Annotated in this window: 14 protein-coding genes; 7 read left to right on the top strand and 7 right to left on the bottom strand. The window is 69.6% G+C overall.

All coding sequences use genetic code 11. The features are described 5' to 3' along the window. Positions 1-218: 218 nt before the first annotated feature. Positions 219-566, bottom strand: coding sequence for an antibiotic biosynthesis monooxygenase (locus tag ABDW61_RS19435; protein WP_343641029.1), 348 nt, complete (start codon positions 564-566; stop codon positions 219-221). Further along, positions 563-1,537, bottom strand: coding sequence for a hypothetical protein (locus ABDW61_RS19440; RefSeq protein WP_343641030.1), 975 nt, complete (start codon positions 1,535-1,537; stop codon positions 563-565). Before ABDW61_RS19440 ends, ABDW61_RS19435 begins: the two co-directional genes overlap by 4 nt. A gap of 78 nt (positions 1,538-1,615) precedes the next feature. Between ABDW61_RS19440 and ABDW61_RS19445 the strand changes: the two genes are divergently transcribed. The 3 genes from ABDW61_RS19445 to ABDW61_RS19455 all read left to right on the top strand — a co-directional run bounded on the left by ABDW61_RS19445 (position 1,616) and on the right by ABDW61_RS19455 (position 4,409). Beyond that, positions 1,616-2,320, top strand: a complete 705-nt coding sequence (locus ABDW61_RS19445; protein WP_343641155.1) for a helix-turn-helix domain-containing protein — start codon at positions 1,616-1,618, stop codon at positions 2,318-2,320. Then, on the top strand, positions 2,317-3,114 hold the full coding sequence (locus ABDW61_RS19450) for a DUF72 domain-containing protein (protein WP_343641032.1): 798 nt from the start codon (positions 2,317-2,319) through the stop codon (positions 3,112-3,114). The genes ABDW61_RS19445 and ABDW61_RS19450 overlap by 4 nt, the downstream gene beginning before the upstream one ends. A 92-nt stretch (positions 3,115-3,206) precedes the next feature. Then, complete coding sequence (locus tag ABDW61_RS19455) at positions 3,207-4,409, top strand: GGDEF domain-containing protein (RefSeq protein WP_343641033.1); 1,203 nt, start codon at positions 3,207-3,209, stop codon at positions 4,407-4,409. Between the two features lie 18 nt (positions 4,410-4,427). Here ABDW61_RS19455 and ABDW61_RS19460 read toward each other — a convergent pair whose 3' ends face one another. Beyond that, entirely contained in the window at positions 4,428-5,033 is a 606-nt protein-coding gene (locus tag ABDW61_RS19460; RefSeq protein WP_343641034.1) for a YdeI/OmpD-associated family protein, read from the bottom strand. A 58-nt stretch (positions 5,034-5,091) separates the two neighbouring features. Here ABDW61_RS19460 and ABDW61_RS19465 point away from each other — a divergent pair, with 58 nt between their 5' ends. From ABDW61_RS19465 to ABDW61_RS19475, 3 genes are all read left to right on the top strand, one after another. After that, a complete protein-coding gene (locus tag ABDW61_RS19465) occupies positions 5,092-6,207 on the top strand; it encodes an ionic transporter y4hA (protein ID WP_343641035.1) in 1,116 nt (371 codons plus the stop codon). 221 nt (positions 6,208-6,428) lie between these two features. Then, complete coding sequence (locus ABDW61_RS19470) at positions 6,429-6,737, top strand: hypothetical protein (RefSeq protein ID WP_343641036.1); 309 nt, start codon at positions 6,429-6,431, stop codon at positions 6,735-6,737. After that, positions 6,734-7,348 (top strand): hypothetical protein, encoded by a 615-nt coding sequence (locus ABDW61_RS19475; protein ID WP_343641037.1) that lies wholly within the window; start codon positions 6,734-6,736, stop codon positions 7,346-7,348. The genes ABDW61_RS19470 and ABDW61_RS19475 overlap by 4 nt, the downstream gene beginning before the upstream one ends. 50 nt (positions 7,349-7,398) lie before the next feature. On the opposite strand, the gene ABDW61_RS19480 is transcribed toward ABDW61_RS19475, so the two are convergent. From ABDW61_RS19480 to ABDW61_RS19495, 4 genes are all read right to left on the bottom strand, one after another. Beyond that, positions 7,399-8,949 (bottom strand): methyl-accepting chemotaxis protein, encoded by a 1,551-nt coding sequence (locus ABDW61_RS19480; protein ID WP_343641038.1) that lies wholly within the window; start codon positions 8,947-8,949, stop codon positions 7,399-7,401. 31 nt (positions 8,950-8,980) lie between these two features. Beyond that, positions 8,981-10,195 (bottom strand): hypothetical protein, encoded by a 1,215-nt coding sequence (locus ABDW61_RS19485; protein WP_343641040.1) that lies wholly within the window; start codon positions 10,193-10,195, stop codon positions 8,981-8,983. A gap of 74 nt (positions 10,196-10,269) precedes the next feature. Beyond that, the gene (icmF, locus tag ABDW61_RS19490) at positions 10,270-13,554 is read right to left on the bottom strand and encodes a fused isobutyryl-CoA mutase/GTPase IcmF (RefSeq protein WP_343641042.1); all 3,285 of its coding nucleotides are present in this window, start codon (positions 13,552-13,554) and stop codon (positions 10,270-10,272) included. Between the two features lie 199 nt (positions 13,555-13,753). After that, positions 13,754-15,727 carry a PEP-CTERM sorting domain-containing protein gene (locus tag ABDW61_RS19495; protein WP_343641044.1) on the bottom strand — a complete coding sequence of 658 codons (1,974 nt, stop codon included), beginning with the start codon at positions 15,725-15,727 and terminating at the stop codon, positions 13,754-13,756. A gap of 171 nt (positions 15,728-15,898) precedes the next feature. On the opposite strand from ABDW61_RS19495, the gene ABDW61_RS19500 reads away from it, so the two are divergent. Beyond that, on the top strand, positions 15,899-16,525 hold the full coding sequence (locus ABDW61_RS19500) for an ANTAR domain-containing protein (RefSeq protein ID WP_343641046.1): 627 nt from the start codon (positions 15,899-15,901) through the stop codon (positions 16,523-16,525). The last annotated feature ends 217 nt before the right edge of the window (positions 16,526-16,742 follow it).

Consider the following 16,742-nt stretch of genomic DNA (forward strand, 5'->3'; position numbering starts at 1 on the left):
GCTGTCTGTTCATGACGAACCGAGGTCGGCCGCCACGACCCTCGCTCTCCCTCGGTATGGCGCCCAAGCGCCTACCCTGGGCGGGTCGGCCTGTGGCGGCCTGGGCGTACTTTGCTACATACAAGGGGGGGGCTTCGAAGGGCAGCAGCGCTGTGGCACGAGCCCCCTCCCCTCCCTCTCCCCGCTGGGGCGAGGGGGTAGAGAAGAGAAGGGGCGCCTCAGGCGCGATGCCGTTCGCGGCTGTCTGACGGGGCCTGTTCGCGCTCTGTCATGCCGTAGTCTCTCAGCACCGATGCGACGCGCAACCGGTAATCGGCGAACACGCCGCCGCGCCCTTCCGACTGCGCTGCGCGATGCGCCTCCAGGCGGCGCCACTCGCGCACCGCCTCCTCGTCGCGCCAGAACGAGAGCGACAGCAGCTTCGTCGGATCGGTCAGGCTCTGAAACCGCTCGATGCTGAGGAAGCCGTCGATCTCCTGCAGCAACGGCTTGAGTTCGGCAGCGAGTTCCAGGTAACGGTCACGCCCGTCGGCGTTCGGCGTGACTTCGAAGATGACGGCGATCATGAGCGGTACTCCTGGTCCGGGTGGTCTTGAAACTGGGGGATGTCCATGTTGGGCAGCACCATTGGCTCCGCCGGCAACGGCCAGCGCAGGCCGGCCTGTTCGCCGAGCCAGACCAGCGCCGCATGAGCGCTCGACAGGGCCAGGCCTTGCCCGGGACAGCGATGCTGGCCGTCGCCGAACGGATGGTCCGTGCCGGACAGCGGCACCGTCACTGGCTTCGCTGGCGTCTCGCGGCCATCGAAGCGTTTGGTGATTCGCACGGCCCCGCCATCGCGTGCCAGCCGCAACAGGTCCTCCCGCGTCGGCGCGCACGCCGAGCCTCGCATCTCGATCAGCGCATGGCCGAGCAGCGCCGCCCCCGCCTCATGGCTCTGCCAGATCAAGCCCAGCCGGTTGGCGGTGAACGCCGCGCGGTCACTCCAGCGCGCCGCCGGGGCATGACGCAGCAGCGTCCATTGCAAGGGCGCGTCGGGCGATCGGCGCTCGGCATCGTCGAGCCCGTTCAGCAACGCGGCGACCGCCTCGCCCGCGGCCCGGACGTCCTCGCCATCCGCCTGCGCGCCCAGTCCCGCGGCCATTGCGCGCAGATCCTGATGCAATCGCCGCTGGGCATCGACGTCGTCGACAGCCCATCCCAACAGGCTCGCGACTGTCGCTGCCGGCACCGCCCAATGCCAGTGGCCCCAGCCTCCTCGCATCGCGATCGCGGCCTGGCGCCGCGCATGCGCGCGGATGTCGTCCTCCGACAGCGCCATCAGCGCGCGCGTCAACGCGGACTTCTCGGCGGCATGGGCCGCATCGTCCCGCTGTCGCAGCCAGCGCGCGAAGACCTCGGCCAGCGGGCCGCCATGCTCGCGCAATGGCGCGGGAAGCGGCTCGCCCGGCGGCCGCATGCGCAGCGCCGGATCGAGCAGCGGCGGCATGGCCGGGGCGCCGGCATCGTGCCGCGAATGAAAGGGACAAGCGCTCATGGCAGGGCCTGGATCGGTGGTCATGGGGGGATCTTCGCGATGGATCGCCCGGAACGCTTCGCTTAGCATCGAAACATGATTGACGTCCCCACCGCCGACGAGGCGCTGGCCCACATCGCCGCGAGCATGGCCGAGCCGGTCCGCGCCCGCATGCTGTGCTGCCTGATGGATGGCCATGCGCGCACGGCCACCGAGCTGGCCGCCGTTGGCGAGGTCGCCGCCTCGACCGCCAGCGCGCATCTGGCCAAGCTCCTTGGCCAGGGACTGGTGGGCTGCCTGGCCCAGGGCAAGCACCGCTACTACCGGCTCGCCGGTCCCGAGGTGGGCCAGGCGCTCGAGGCGATGCTGGTCCTGGCCGGGCTGCCGCGGCCGCGCTTCGAGCCCAGCACGCCGCCCGCGCTGCGCCAGGCGCGACGCTGCTACGACCACCTCGCGGGTCACTGGGGCGTGCGGTTGCACGACCTCGCGCTGAGCCGCCACTGGATGACGCCCGACCCCGAAGAGACGCGGGGCTACCGCTTCACCGGCGAGGGCCTGGACGCGCTGCGCGAGCTGGGCGTGGATGTCGAGGCCGCCACCGGCGCGCGCCGGCGCCGCCTGGCCTGTGCCTGCATGGACTGGAGCGAGCGCCGCCCGCACCTGGGTGGCGCGCTCGGCGCGGCCTGGCTGCAGGCGATGCTGGCGCAGGGCTGGCTCGACCCCGATCCCGACAGCCGCGCGCTGCGCGTCACGCGCCGCGGGCAGACCCGTCTCGAACGACTGATGGAGGACACGACGACATGAGCACCTCGATCCACGTGGGCATCGGCGGCTGGAACTTCGAGCCGTGGCGTGAAACCTTCTATCCGAAGGACCTGCCGGCCTCGCGCGAGCTGGAGTACGCCAGCCGCAAGCTGACCGCCATCGAGGTCAACGGCACCTACTACTCGACCTTCAAGCCGGCGACCTTCGCCAAGTGGCGCGACACCGCGCCCGAGGGCTTCGTGTTCTCGCTCAAGGCCAACCGCTTCGCGACCAACCGGCGCGTGCTGGCCGAGGCCGGCGAGTCGGTCTCCCGCTTCATCGACAGCGGCGTCGCGGAACTGGGCCCCAAGCTCGGCCCCATCGTGTGGCAGTTCGCGCCGACCAAGCGCTTCGACGCGGCCGACTTCGGCGCCTTCCTGAAGCTGCTGCCGGCGCAGTCGGGCGGCGTCGCGCTGCGGCATGCGCTCGACGTCCGGCATGAGAGCTTCCGCCATCCCGAGTTCCTCGCCATGGCGCGTGACCATGGCGCCGGCGTCGTCTTCACCGAGTCGGACGACTATCCGCCCATCCCCGATGTCACCGCGGACTTCGTCTACACCCGCGTGATGCGGACTCGCTCCGAACTCGTGACCGGCGTGACCGAGGACGAGCTCGACGGCATCGCGGCGAGCGCGAGCCGCTGGCAGTCGGGCGGGCAGCCGGACCGGCTGCCGCTGGTCGAGGCCGGCCGCGCGCCGCCGAAGCAGCCGCGCGACGTGTTCGTGTTCTTCATCAGCGGCGCCAAGGAGCGCGCGCCCGCCGCGGCGATGGCGCTGATCGAGCGGCTGCGCTGAGCGGGCTTGACGCGGCGCTCACGCCGCGAGGGCCGCGGGCGGTGCAAGACAGGGGGTAGGCGCGGCGGCGCCGATCACTACACTGTCTCGCCATGGCGTCCATCCACATCCCCACGCTGATGTTGGCGCTGCTGAGCGGGTTCGCGATGCTCGGCGTGCAGCTGTGGGCGGCGCAGCGCAGCCGGTTGCGCTATCTGGACCTGGGGGTGTGGACCTGGGGCTCGTGGACGCTGCTGGCCGGCTTCACGCTGCTGACCGCGCGGCTGATCATCCCGGTGTGGGTGTCGGCGCTGCTGGGCAACGGCTTGATCGCGCTGGGCCTGGTGTTCTACGACGAAGCCATCCATCGCCACGTGCTGGGCCGCTCGCTGCCGCGCTGGTTGTGGTGGGGCGCGCCCGCGGCCGCCTGGGCGCTCACGGCGTGGATGCTCAACTGGCCGCTGGCCTTGCGCACCAGCGCGATCTCCCTGGTCTTCGCATTGCTGCTGTGCCCGTCCATCCTTGTGCTGCTCGGGCCGGGCTGGCGAGGCGAGGCCTCGCTGCGGGCCGTCGGCGTGACGCTGGTCGCCGCGGCGGCGAGTCTGCTGCTGCGCAGCGTCCACGCGCTCACCAATCCCGAGGACTACCAGAACCTGATGCAGAGCAGCCTCGGCCAGGGCCTGACCTTCCTGTTCAGCTTCATCTGCCTGATGGGCGCGGGCTTCGGCTTCGTGCTCGCGAACTTCGAGCGCATCGCGCGGCGCATGGAGGAGATGGCCTCCACCGATGGCCTCACCGGCTGCCTCAATCGGATGACCGCGGATGCGCTGCTGCGGCACGAACTCGAACGCGGCCGCCGCGAAGGCACGCCGCTGGCCTTCGTGCTGCTGGATCTGGACCACTTCAAGGATGTCAACGACTGCCACGGCCACCACGCGGGCGACGACGCGCTGCGCGCCTTCGCCGAGGAAGTGCGATCGCGCCTGCGCGCCTCCGACGTGGTGGGCCGCTGGGGCGGCGAGGAGTTCGGCCTGATCCTGCCGGCGACCGATGGCGTCGGGGCGATGCGGCTGGTCGAGCAGATCCGCGAGGCGGTGGCGACGCTGCGTCTGTGCGATGGCGATGGCCGCGATTTCAGCCTGACCGTCTCGGCCGGCATCGCGGTGGCGGATCCCGGCGGCAAGCTCAGCGCCGACCACCTCTTCATGCGCGCCGATCGCGCGCTCTATCGCGCGAAGGACGTGGGACGCAACAACGTGCAGGTGCACGACAGCGACTGGCCCCGGGGCGTGGACCTGGGCGGGGCGCCGCTCTGACGGGCCGGGCGGCCGGGCTCAGCAGTTCTCGTACTTCCAGTTCCGGCGCTTGCCTTCGGCCATCCATTCGACAGCCTGCTCGAGGCGGCGCGCGCGGGTCTCCGGCCTTTTGGCCTCGACGATCCAGTCGATGTACTCGCGCCTTTGTCCCGGCGGAAAGCTCTCGAAAGTCTTGCGCGCGGCCGCGTTGCCCTGGAGCGCGGCCGCGAGATCGTCCGGCGTCTCGGGCGGCGGCCTGGGCGCGGAGGCGCGGGCGGGGCGGGCCTTCACGCCCGTCTCGATCAGGGTCATCGCGCGCTTCAGGATTGCTTTCTGTTCGGCCTGGGGCGGCAGGTCCTTGACGGAGGTGAGCCGGCCGAAGTCGCCCATCGCGCCGCCCTTGGCGTGATCCGCGCCGACGGCGGCCTCGCCGTGCCAGAAGCCGATCGAGCAATGGGCCTTGAACGCGGCCATGCCGGTCAGGATGCGGTCGCGGTAGGTGAAATTGGGGAAGCCCCACTTGATGGTCTCGACGACCTCGGGGCAGTGCGTGTGCACGGTCGCGCGCCAATGGCGCAGCAGCTCCTGCGCGAACGGCGCGGCGCGATCGATGTAGGCGTCGACGCGGGGATCGAGGGTGGGCATGGGCGCGAGCCTAACGATTGCCCGGCCATTCGACCATCGTGGTCTATGCTCGGTTCCCATGCGCGCCAAGTCCTCGACCTCCCTGTTCGCCCGCCTGCCGGCGGCCCTGCCGATCTGGACCCTTCTCGCGCCGTTGGCCGCGATCCTCGCCCTGCTGGGAGTGACGGCGGGCGGCAACTCGACCCTGGTGCTGGCGATGGTCAGCGCGCTGCTGATCGCAGCGGTGCTCGCGGCGGTGCATCACGCGGAGGTCGTCGCACACAGGGTCGGCGAGCCGTATGGCTCGCTGGTGCTCGCGGTGGCGGTCACCATCATCGAGGTCGCGCTGATCGTGTCGCTGATGCTGGCCGGCGGCGAGGCGACCAATGCGCTGGCGCGGGACACGGTGTTCTCCGCGATCATGATCGTCTGCAATGGCGTGCTGGGCCTGTGCATCCTGGTGGGCGGCTGGAAGCATCAGGAGCTGGCCTTCCGTGTCGAGGGCACCAGCCCGACGCTGGCGGTGCTGGCCGCGCTGTCGGTGCTGACGCTGGTGCTGCCGGCCTTCACGACGAGTTCGCCGGGCCCGACCTTCACCACGGCGCAGCTGCTGTTCGCGGGCGGCGTGTCGCTGGTGCTGTATGGCGCCTTCGTGTTCGTGCAGGCGGTGCGGCATCGCGACTACTTCCTGCCGGTGGCCGGTGTCGACGATCAGGACACCCATGCCGAGCCGCCGAGCTGGCGTGTCGCGGGCGTGAGCCTGGCGCTGCTGCTGGTGTGCCTGGTGGGGGTGGTCGGCCTGGCGAAGCTGCTGGCGCCGACGATCGAGCGCGGCGTGCATGCGATCGGCGCGCCGGCGTCGCTGGTCGGCGTGATCGTGGCGATGCTGGTGCTGCTGCCGGAGACGGTGGCGGCGGTGCGGGCGGCGCTGCACAACCGGCTGCAGACCAGCCTCAATCTCGCGCTGGGCTCGGGCCTGGCGAGCATCGGCCTGACGATCCCGACGGTGGCGGTGCTGTCGCCGCTGTTCCCGCACTCGCTGGTGCTGGGCCTGACGCCGCTGAGCATGGTGCTGCTGTTCCTGACCTTCATCGTCGGCGCGCTGACGCTGGGCGGCGGCCGCGCCACGGTGCTGCAGGGCGCGGTGCACATGGTGGTGTTCGTCGTGTTCCTGTTCCTGGCGGTGATTCCCTGAAAGCGCGTCGAGCGCTCCGGTGTTCCCGCCACGTCGATGAGGGCCGCCCGAGGGCGGCCTTTCTCATTGGCTGAGCCTGTCGTCAAGGATGAAGCGGTCTCGACCCCGAAACATTCTTCGCAACAGAATCTGATCCAAACGAGGTCTGGAGTCGCGCGACAACTTGCGCTTGATAGTTTTGAAAGAACAATACGACGCTTTTCGTACACTGTGAGCGCAGCGTGATTGAACCCAAGGGATTCAGAGCGGTGAGGCAGGCAGTCATCGAGGCGCTTCGTACGGGCTCTTTCCGGCATGAGATGCGGGATGAGTTCGATGAGAAGAACTTGCTTGGCTACGGCATGGTGACTGTGGATGACGTTCTAACGATCATCCGGTCAAGCCGAGGAACGGACTATTCCTGTTCCCCTTTGCATGGAGATCCGAAGATTGCCTGTCATCTGCTCAAGACCGGAGGTTGGTACGTGAAGTTCTACTTCGCCGATCCGCATACCGTCTTCATCAGCGTTCATCGAATGAGACTCTCATGAAAATCTTCGAAGCCGGCGAACACAGCAAGGCCTACTGTCGTGACTGTCGAAAGATGGTTCGGACGACCTTCGCTCGCAGGGATGTGCCCTTCAAGGACGGGCGCGGCATTGCTCGAAACGTACTCGTCGGGGTCTGTGATGAGTGCGACCGGGCGATCGAAGTCCCTCCGCAGACAACCCCTGCACTCGCCAGGGCGAGGAAGGCCGCGACACAAGCGATTGAGGCGAACCTTCCCGCAAGCTACATCGACGTCTTGGATTGCGCTGTACTGCGCATCGACGGTCAGGCCTCCACTGATTTCAGGCGAGCGCTGCTGACCTACTTCGTTCACAAGGCTGCGATCGACGCACGCGGAGGAACTCTGCTTTTGATGTCCTACCGGAAGGCAATCGAGCGTTTTCCTGAGGAGCGCGGTATTGCCAGGAGACGGCTATCGATGAAGGTGCCTCCACGGGTTACGGAGGACTTCCGGCGGCTTGAAGATTCGACCGCGTTGAACACAACAGAACTTCTGAAGTCCGTGGTGTTCTTGATTCAGGTCCGAGTCTTGGATGATCCGCGTCCCCGTTTGATGGAAGAACTTCGCGCGCTGTCAGCGATCTGGGCCTGACGACGGCCGTGGAAGGAGATCAACGCCGCCCGCAGCGGCGAGCCGGCCCCTCAGGCGGCGAGCCGGAACGTGCTGACCAGCGCGTTCAACTGCTCCGCCTGAGACTGCAGGCTCCCGGCCGCCGCGGCCGACTCCTCGACCAGCGCCGCGTTCTGCTGCGTCATCTCGTCGAGCCGCTGCACCGCCACGTTGACCTGGCCGATGCCGTCCTTCTGCTCGGCCGCCGCGGTGGCGATCTCGCCGACGATCTCGGCCACCCGGCGCACGCCCTGCACGATCTCGCCCATCGCCTCGCCCGCGTGCTGCACCAGGCGCGTGCCGGTGTCCACGCGGGTCACGCTCTCGCCGATCAGCGCCTTGATCTCCTTGGCCGCGCCCGCCGAGCGCTGCGCCAGCGCCCGCACTTCGCCCGCGACGACGGCGAACCCGCGCCCCTGCTCCCCGGCGCGCGCCGCCTCCACCGCCGCGTTCAGCGCCAGGATGTTGGTCTGGAAGGCGATGCCATCGATGACGCCGATGATGTCGCTGATGCGCCGCGAGCTCGACTCGATCTGCTGCATCACCTGGACGACCTCGCCAACGACGCTGCCGCCCTTCGAGGCCGAGGCGCTGGTCGCGCTCACCAGCGCATTGGCTTGCTGTGCCGAACTCGCCGTGTGCGCCACGGTGCCGGTCAACTGCTCCATCGATGACGCCGTCTGCTGCAGGTTGGACGCGGTGGCCTCGGTACGCGCCGACAGGTCGTGGTTGCCGGTCGCGATCTCGCGCGTGGCGACGTTGATGGTCTCGGTGCCATCCCGCACCTGCCGCACCATGCGCCGCAGCGAGTCCTGCATCGTGCTCAGCTCGCGCAGCAGCACGCCGATCTCGTCGCTGCGGTCGACGTCGATGTCCTGGCTCAGGTCGCCGCTGGCGATGGTCTGCGCCACCGTGCCGGCCCGCACCATCGGCGCGCGCACCGAGTGCGTGATGCGCCACGCGATGAAGATCCCCAGCGCCACCGCCAGGCCGGTCAGCGCGAGCATCAGCGTTGCGGCGTCGCTGGCCTGCTGCCGCTGACGCGCGGCGAAGGCGTCGGTGTCCTCGCCGATCAGTGCCACCAGCTTCTCGACCGAGGCCAGGTAGCTCGTCGCGGCCGGCACCAGCGTCTGGTCCACCTGCTTGGCGCCGGCGTCGGGGTCGGCCTTGAGCGCCGCCAGCACGCGCTTGCGAAGATCGACGTAGCGTTGGCGCTCGGCCGCGATCACCGGGAGCTGGGCCTTCTGCTCGGGATCGTCGATCACCTTCTCGAGCTCGGCCTGCAGGCCGTTGATGCGCTCGGTGGTGCGCGTCATTTCGCCGGCCAGGTAGTTGCCCAGTCCTTCATGTGCGCCGGACTTGGCCAGGGCGAGCACGCGGTTGAGATTGAGCTCGGTCGCCGCGCGCCAGTTCGTCGCCATCAACCGGCGCTGCTCGAGCGTGTCCAGCTGCTGGCCAAGCCGCACCATCTCGCGCAGCTTCAGCACGCCCACGCCGGTCATCAGGGCCGCCATCGCGAGCACCGCCGCGAAGCCGACTTGAAGCAGGGTGGTGATCTTCATCCGGTTCAGCACGTGCAGCATGGCGGTCTCCTCCAGGCGACGATGGGACCGATTATGGGCGCGTGTCCGGCGCGCGGGTACCCTCGGCCCGGGGTGGCGTCCAGACGGGGTGCCGGAGCTTGCGAACAGGCGCCAGACCCATGCGCTGGAGCAGCCCGACGTCCGGACTCGGCTTGCCAGGTTGCAGGATCGCGGCCGCGGCCTTGCCGTCCTGCTTGCGCTCCCACGCCTTGCGCAGCGCGGATGCCACGTGCTGGCGCTCGTGCTGCGCGGGCGGAACGGGACGGGCCCTGACATAGGCCTGTGCATCGGGCCAGGCCCACTGTTGCAACTGCATCAGCACGGGCATCGCTTCCGCAGGCCGCTTCGACCACGTGCCATCCGCGCCCCGGGGACGCATCACCTCTTCGATGTCGAAGAGCAGGCCCTGCAGCTGGAGGAAGTCCCGCTTCTCGCAGGCGCCAAGCGTCTCGGGATCGCGCAGCCGCCTCTCCCAGAGCCGGCGCACCGCCGCGGCCGGCGCCGACAGGAGCACCGCCGGGACGCAGCGCAGCAGCAGGCACAGTTGCGGGACGTCATCGGGCGGGATGGGCGCAAGCTTGCCTTCCAGGCGGTCGATCGCCTGGAAGAGCACTTGGCGAGCATCGAACGTCCGCCATTTGAGTTCGGCCTCGGGCATCAGTCGGAGCAGGCAGGTGTCGGTGGCGATCGCGCGGCGCAGGCCGTCGAGGGCTTGCGTCTCGGCATCCCCTGCGATCGGCGCGGCCGTCGCGGCCGATGTGACGAAGGTGGGCGGCATGCCGGCGGGCCGCGTCAACACCGGGATCTGGCCCAGATTCAACAGCCAGAGCTCCTGCGCCGACGTTTCCAGCATCTGCAGGCCGGACGCCTGGGTCAGGTCGATGGGGATTCCCGGCGTGGACGGATCGTCGACGCTGCACGCATGCACGTGCGGCATGGCCGAGAGCGCCCGTTGCACCGTGTGGGAGTGGCAGCCCCTGAAGGCCACCCGCGGCGGCAGGCGGCCATCCCGATCGGACCTGGCCAAGTCGCGCCAGGCCGTCCAGGGCAGGGCGTCGAGCGCGGGGCCGGGAAGATCGCGCAGGTCGGCGCAGCAGGCCTGGGGGTCGGTCAGCCGCCGCGCGAGTTCGCCGCGCAGGTCCGCCTGGGGGGCCGCGGGCCGATGCGGATCGCCCGCCAGCAACCGGTCCGGCAAGAGGTGGGAAGCGGCGGAGCCGGAGGAGAAAGGCGAGAAGAAGGGCAGCATCGTCGCGGCGCCGGAGTGAGGGGCCCAAGTAGTGCCCCGTCATCCTCCCGCCGCCCGACACCCGCCCGCGCCGTTCACATGCTGCGCCGGTACTGCCCGCCCACTTCGAACAGCGCCGCCGTGATCTGCCCCAGCGAGCACACGCGCACCGCGTCCATCAGGACCTCGAAAACATTGCCGTTGTCGATGACCGCCTGCTGAAGCCGCTTGAGCATCGCCGGCGCCTGGCCGGCGTGGCGCGCCTGGAAGTCGGCCAGGCGCGTCAGCTGGCTCTGCTTCTCCTCCTCGGTCGAGCGCGCCAGCTCGATGTGTTCGGGCACCGGGTCGCCATGCGGGTTGCGGAAGGTGTTGACGCCAATGATCGGGTACTCGCCGGTGTGCTTGAGCATCTCGTAGTGCAGCGACTCCTCCTGGATCTTGCTGCGCTGGTAGCCCGTCTCCATCGCACCCAGCACGCCGCCGCGCTCGGCGATGCGCTCGAACTCGGCCAGCACCGCCTCCTCGACCAGCTCGGTCAGCTCGTCGATGATGAAGGCGCCCTGGCTCGGGTTCTCGTTCTTGGCAAGGCCCCACTCGCGGTTGATGATCAGCTGGATCGCCATCGCGCGGCGCACCGACTCCTCGGTCGGCGTGGTGATCGCCTCGTCGTAGGCGTTGGTGTGCAGCGAGTTGCAGTTGTCGTAGATCGCGATCAGCGCCTGCAGCGTGGTGCGGATGTCGTTGAACGCGATCTCCTGCGCATGCAGCGAGCGGCCCGAGGTCTGGATGTGGTACTTCAGCTTCTGGCTGCGCTCGTTGGCGCCGTACTTGTCGCGCATCGCCACCGCCCAGATGCGGCGCGCGACGCGGCCCAGCACGGTGTACTCCGGGTCCATGCCGTTGCTGAAGAAGAAGCTCAGGTTGGGCGCGAAGTCGTCGATGTGCATGCCCCGCGCCAGATACGCCTCCACGAAGGTGAAGCCGTTGGACAGCGTGAACGCGAGCTGCGAGATCGGGTTCGCGCCCGCCTCGGCGATGTGGTACCCGCTGATCGACACCGAATAGAAATTGCGCACGTCATGGTTGACGAAGTACTGCGCGATGTCGCCCATCACCTTGAGCGAGAACTCGGTGGAGAAGATGCAGGTGTTCTGGCCCTGGTCCTCCTTGAGGATGTCGGCCTGCACCGTGCCGCGCACGTTGGCCAGCACCCAGGCGCGGATCTTGGCGGCCTCGTCGGCGGTGGGCTCGCGGCCGTTGTCGGCCTTGAACTTCGCCAGTTGCTGGTCGATGGCGGTGTTCATGAACATCGCCAGGATCGACGGGGCCGGGCCATTGATCGTCATCGACACCGAGGTCGTCGGGTTGCACAGGTCGAAGCCGTCGTACAGGACCTTCATGTCGTCCAGCGTCGCGATGCTGACGCCGGAGTTGCCGACCTTGCCGTAGATGTCTGGCCGCGGCGCGGGATCGGCGCCGTAGAGCGTGACCGAGTCGAAGGCCGTCGACAGCCGCTTGGCCGGCATCCCTTCGGACACCAGCTTGAAGCGGCGGTTGGTGCGGAAGGCGTCGCCCTCGCCAGCGAACATGCGGGTCGGGTCCTCGCCCTCGCGCTTGAACGCGAACACGCCGGCCGTGTACGGGAAGCTGCCCGGCACGTTCTCCAGCATCAGCCACTTGAGCAGTTCGCCCTGGTCCTCATACGGCGGCAGCACGACCTTGCGGATCTTGGTGCCCGACAGTGACGTCGACACCAGCGCGGTGCGGATCTCCTTGTCGCGGATCTTCACGACGTACTCGTCGCCAGCGTAAGCCTTCTGCATGTCGGGCCATTGCGCCAGCAGTTGGCGTGCGTCGGCGTCGAGCTTGGCCTGCCGCGAGGCGGCCAGCGCCTCGAGCGCCGCCACGTCCGCCGGCGCATCGGACTGCCCCAGCATCGCGGCGCTGGCGCTGAGCTGCTGGATCTCGCGCGCGAGCCGCGCCTGCGCGCGGGCGCGCTTCTTGTAGGCGCGGACGGTGTCGCTGATCTCGGCCAGGTAACGCGCGCGCGCTGGCGGCACGATCGGCGTCTGGTGGGTGCTGAAGCGCGTCGCGGCGATCGGCAGGCGGCCGTCGCGCAGGCTCAGGCCGAGCTCCGCCAGCCGCGGCTTGAGCGCCTGGTACAGCGCGGTGACGCCGTCGTCGTTGAAGCGGCTGGCCATCGTGCCGAAGACGGGCATGTCCTCGGCCTTCTTCCCCCACGCCTCCTTGTTGCGCTGCACCTGCTTGGCGACGTCGCGCCAGGCATCGGCCGCGCCCTTGCGGTCGAACTTGTTGATCGCCACGAACTCGGCGAAGTCCAGCATGTCGATCTTCTCGAGCTGGCTGGCGGCGCCGAACTCCGGCGTCATCACGTACATCGGCACGTCCACGTGCGGGACGATGGCCGCGTCGCCCTGACCGATGCCGGAGGTCTCGACGATGACGAGGTCGAAGCCTGCCACCTTCGCCGCGGCGATCACGTCGGGCAGCGCCTGCGAAATCTCGGAGCCGAAGTCGCGCGTGGCCAGCGAGCGCATGTACACGCGCGGACCGGCGGCCCAGGGCGCGATGGCGTTCATGCGGATGCGGTCGCCGAGCAGCGCGCCGCCGCTCTTGCGGCGCGACGGGTCGATCGAGATCACCGCGATGCGCAGCGCGTCGTCCTGGTCCAGGCGCAGGCGGCGGATGAGTTCGTCGGTCAGCGAGGACTTGCCGGCACCTCCGGTGCCGGTGATGCCGAGCACCGGGGTGCGCAGGTCGCGGGCCGTCTCCCGCAGCGACTGCGTGAAACCGGCGTGGGCGCGGCCGTTCTCCAGCGCCGTGATCGCCTGCGCGAGCGCGCGCCACGCGGCTTCCGAATGGCCCTGCAGCGCGGCGATGGCCGAGGGCGCGGCGGCGCTGAGGTCCTGGTCGCAGCGCATGACCATCTCGCCGATCATGCCCTGCAGGCCCATGCGCTGGCCGTCCTCGGGACTGAAGATGCGCACGCCGTGGTCGGCCAGGTCGCGGATCTCGGCCGGCACGATCACGCCGCCGCCGCCGCCGAAGACCTGGATCCTGTCGCCGCCGCGCTGGCGCAGCAGCTCGACCATGTACTTGAAATATTCGACGTGGCCGCCCTGGTAGGAACTGACGGCGATGCCCTGCGCGTCTTCCTGCAGCGCGGCGGTCACGACCTCGTCCACCGAGCGGTTGTGGCCCAGGTGGATGACCTCCGCGCCCATGCTCTGCAGGATGCGCCGCATGATGTTGATCGCCGCGTCATGGCCGTCGAAAAGACTCGCGGCGGTTACGAAGCGGACCTTCTGGGTGGGGCGGTACTCGGCCAGGGCCTTGTACTCGGCGGACATCTCGGTCATGCGTGTGTCTCCGGCTGGGGGGCGCGGTCGCCTGCGGACGGCGAGGGTGGTCCCGCCGCGGCGCCTGTCGTGGGTCGATCCCTTCTGGGGACTGACCATGGCCGCCGATTCTAGGTGCCGGTTGACGTTTACGTAAACGTGAGAAGCCCGGAGTTGCTGACCCGCGAAGTGCGGGTAATCCCTGAATGCCGTCCTTCCTTCAGGTCCGGCGCCGCAGGACGAGCGCCAATAGCGCCAGCCCGGACAGCAGCAGCGCCCAGGTGCCCGGCTCGGGCACGGCCGCGGCGGCGAACGAGCGCGCGTAGTCGACACCGACGGCATTCAGCGCGGTGTAGCCCGACGCGAGCTGTCCATCGGCGGTCCGCACCGAGGTAATGCCTTCCCAGGTGAAGGCGTGGGTGAAGTCGGTCGTCGTCATCGCCCAGACCGTGGAGGCGCCGGGCGTCGCTGGCGACATGGCGATCGCCAAGCTCGTCACGGAGGCCTGGAAGTCCAGCTTGATTGGCTGGCCGAAGACGAAGCGGATGCCCAGTTCCATCGTCCCCAGGCTGCCCCAGCCGTTCTGGCCGAATTCGTCGTTGTTGCGGTAGTCGTCATGCCACGCGTTGACCGCGGTCCAACTGCCGTCGCCCATGGGCGGCGTGGGGCCGGGCTCCTGGGGGAAGTTCTGCGCCGCCAGCGACAGCGTGTAGCCCCACCCGGTCAGGTTGTTGTGATTGCCGCCGGGCGAGGACTCGCCGGACATGTGCTGCGGGCCGCCGATCGCGCTGGCGCGGAAGGTCAGCTCGCCGATCGTGCCCGCCTGGCAGCCGGCGCAGGCGATGGTGAAGCTGTCGTCGATGCCGGCGGAGGCGACGGCATAGCCCGCGCCGCTGAGGTTCGCGCTGCTGGTGCTGAGCAGCGCCGCGGACTGGGTGGACAGCGACATGCGGCCATAGTCGACGCTGGCGCGCGCGGTGCCCTGCGAGAAGCCGGAACTCGCGCCCTGGGCCATCGCCTGGGCGATCGCCGTCGCGGAGCCCGGGCCGGGGCCGCTGAACGGGATGTCCTTGGTGTCGCTCTGTCCGGGCACGCCGGTCTCGACATAGGCCCGCGCCGTCAGCGTCTGCGCGCCGGCGGCCGAACCCGCCGCGAGCAGCGCGCCCCCGAGCAGCGCCGCCGGCAGCTTCCGCCGCGCGAGCACGGCCAGCAGCGCGAGGCCCGCGGTCATCATTGCCCAGGTGCCAGGCTCCGGCACGACCGCGGCATTGGCGAAGGACTGCGCGTAGTCGACGCCGACGCTGTTCAACGCGGTGAAGCCGTTCACCAGCGCGCCGTTGGCATCGGTGACCGCCGAGATCCCGTCCCAGTAGAAGCTGTTGGAGAAGGCGGCGTAGCCCATCGCGCTCAGCGCGCCGATGGCCTGGCCGTCGCCCGGGCGCAGGTCTGCCATCGAGGTCGCCGTGCCCAGCCAGCTCATCTGGATGGGCGTGCCGAACTCGAACTCCAGCTGGTAGTCGAAGACGCCCATGCCTTCGCGCGAGCCGCCGGCCACGATGTTGTCGTTGACCATGGCCCGGAAGTCGTAGGCATACAGCGACAGCGTGCCGGGCCCGGGAAAGTCCATCGCCACGCCCCCGGCGCGCATCGACAGGTTGCTGGACCAGTAGTACTGCGTGGTCCGGGCGGCCCCGGGAATCGGTTGCCCGCCCAGGTCCGTGGATGAGTTGTTCAGCCCGACGTCCCCGGTCAGCACCACGCGGAAGTTCATCGTGCCGCGCGTGCCGGCCACGCAGGTGGGGCAGGTGATGGTGAAGTCGTCCTGGGCCGCGGCGCTGGCGTAGGACTCCGCATGCAGGCCGGGCTGGTCGCCGGAGACCGAGGTCTGGTTGGTCGCGGCGCGCGACACGAAGACGAGGTGGCCGTAGCTGGCGCTGGCATAACCGACGCTGCCCGCGTTCTGCAGCACGCCGGGGGCGGCGTCGTACAGATTGACGTCACCGCCGGACCAGAGCGGCGCGCTGCCGGTCTTGGTCTCCGGATTGATCTGCTGGCTCTTCGTCGCGCCCTGGGCAGAGGCGCCGGCGGTGGCGCTGAAGCTGGCGGCGCTGGCGGTGGCGGCACTCAGCACGAGCACGGCGCCCAGCAGGAACCCCGGGCACGGAGGGCGGGAAGGAAGGCGGACGAGGCGCATGGGAGGCTCCCTGGCGGCGATGACGCCGCTCGGATCCGAAGTTAAGACGAAGTGAGGAAATGCGCGGCCCCCTCTTGGCAGGACCCTGGGCATGGCGCTTGCGCGGGGGCGGGAGCGTCGATTGCTCCCCGCCGCGCCGCGGCAAGGCATGGAACTTGCGCCGGTGCGGAGGTGAAGCCGCCGCCCGCCCTTGATCGCCAGCCTCCGCCCGCGCATGCCGGGCTGCGGGTGCTGCTGATCGACGACGGCGCGCATCGCGCCGACCTGCTGCGCGACGCGCTGGTGCGGCAGGGCTGCGAAGTCGTGGGTGTCATCGAGCAGGCGACGCTGATCCACGATTGCGTCCTGCGGCTGCAGCCGGACGTCGTGATCGTCGACGCCGAATCGCCGACGCGCGACACGCTGGAGCACCTGGCCACGCTGTCCGCGAAGATGCCGCGTCCCGTCGTCGTGTTCGCCGAGGACGACGACCGGGCGCCGATGCGGCGCGCGCTGCAGGCGGGCGTCAGCGCCTATGTCGTGGCCGGCCTGCAGCCGGGGAGGCTTGCGCCGGTGCTGCACGTGGCGATCGCGCGTTTCGAGCAGGACCTCGCGCTGCGCGAGGAGCTCAGCAAGGCGCAGGCGCAACTGGCCTCGCGCAAGCTGGTCGACAAGGCCAAGGGCATCCTGATGCGGGAGCAGGGCCTCGGCGAGGAGCAGGCTTATCAGCGCCTGCGCAAGCTCGCGATGGACCGCGGCGAGGCATTGGCGCAGGTGGCGCGGCGCGTCATCGACGCGCACGAGCTGCTGCGCGGCTGAAGCGCGCTGGCGCGCACCGGATCCGGCGCCATGCACCGCCGCGGCGCACCAACGCCGCGAAGCAGTGCGCTGGCGCGGTGCGCGGAGCGCCTGCTGTCGCCGGACTGACCCCGGTTCACCCTCCATCGGCGCTGGCACGCTTCCTGCGAAGCTGATGGCAGGCCCTCGCAACGGCGTGAGGGCCTCCCCAGATGGTCCGGACAAAGGCGTCCGATCG

It is taken from the genome of Roseateles sp., assembly GCF_039595595.1.
In the GTDB taxonomy this organism is placed as follows: Bacteria; Pseudomonadota; Gammaproteobacteria; order Burkholderiales; family Burkholderiaceae_C; genus Roseateles.

What these genes read in the sequence shown, in the direction of transcription:
- ABDW61_RS19435 (WP_343641029.1), bottom strand. Translation starts at nt 566, where the DNA reads ATGATCGCCGTCATCTTCGAAGTCACGCCGAACGCCGACGGGCGTGAC.
- ABDW61_RS19440 (WP_343641030.1), bottom strand. Translation starts at nt 1,537, where the DNA reads ATGAGCGCTTGTCCCTTTCATTCGCGGCACGATGCCGGCGCCCCGGCC.
- ABDW61_RS19450 (WP_343641032.1), top strand. Translation starts at nt 2,317, where the DNA reads ATGAGCACCTCGATCCACGTGGGCATCGGCGGCTGGAACTTCGAGCCG.
- ABDW61_RS19455 (WP_343641033.1), top strand. Translation starts at nt 3,207, where the DNA reads ATGGCGTCCATCCACATCCCCACGCTGATGTTGGCGCTGCTGAGCGGG.
- ABDW61_RS19460 (WP_343641034.1), bottom strand. Translation starts at nt 5,033, where the DNA reads ATGCCCACCCTCGATCCCCGCGTCGACGCCTACATCGATCGCGCCGCG.
- ABDW61_RS19465 (WP_343641035.1), top strand. Translation starts at nt 5,092, where the DNA reads ATGCGCGCCAAGTCCTCGACCTCCCTGTTCGCCCGCCTGCCGGCGGCC.
- ABDW61_RS19475 (WP_343641037.1), top strand. Translation starts at nt 6,734, where the DNA reads ATGAAAATCTTCGAAGCCGGCGAACACAGCAAGGCCTACTGTCGTGAC.
- ABDW61_RS19480 (WP_343641038.1), bottom strand. Translation starts at nt 8,949, where the DNA reads ATGCTGCACGTGCTGAACCGGATGAAGATCACCACCCTGCTTCAAGTC.
- ABDW61_RS19485 (WP_343641040.1), bottom strand. Translation starts at nt 10,195, where the DNA reads ATGCTGCCCTTCTTCTCGCCTTTCTCCTCCGGCTCCGCCGCTTCCCAC.
- icmF (WP_343641042.1), bottom strand. Translation starts at nt 13,554, where the DNA reads ATGACCGAGATGTCCGCCGAGTACAAGGCCCTGGCCGAGTACCGCCCC.
- ABDW61_RS19495 (WP_343641044.1), bottom strand. Translation starts at nt 15,727, where the DNA reads ATGCGCCTCGTCCGCCTTCCTTCCCGCCCTCCGTGCCCGGGGTTCCTG.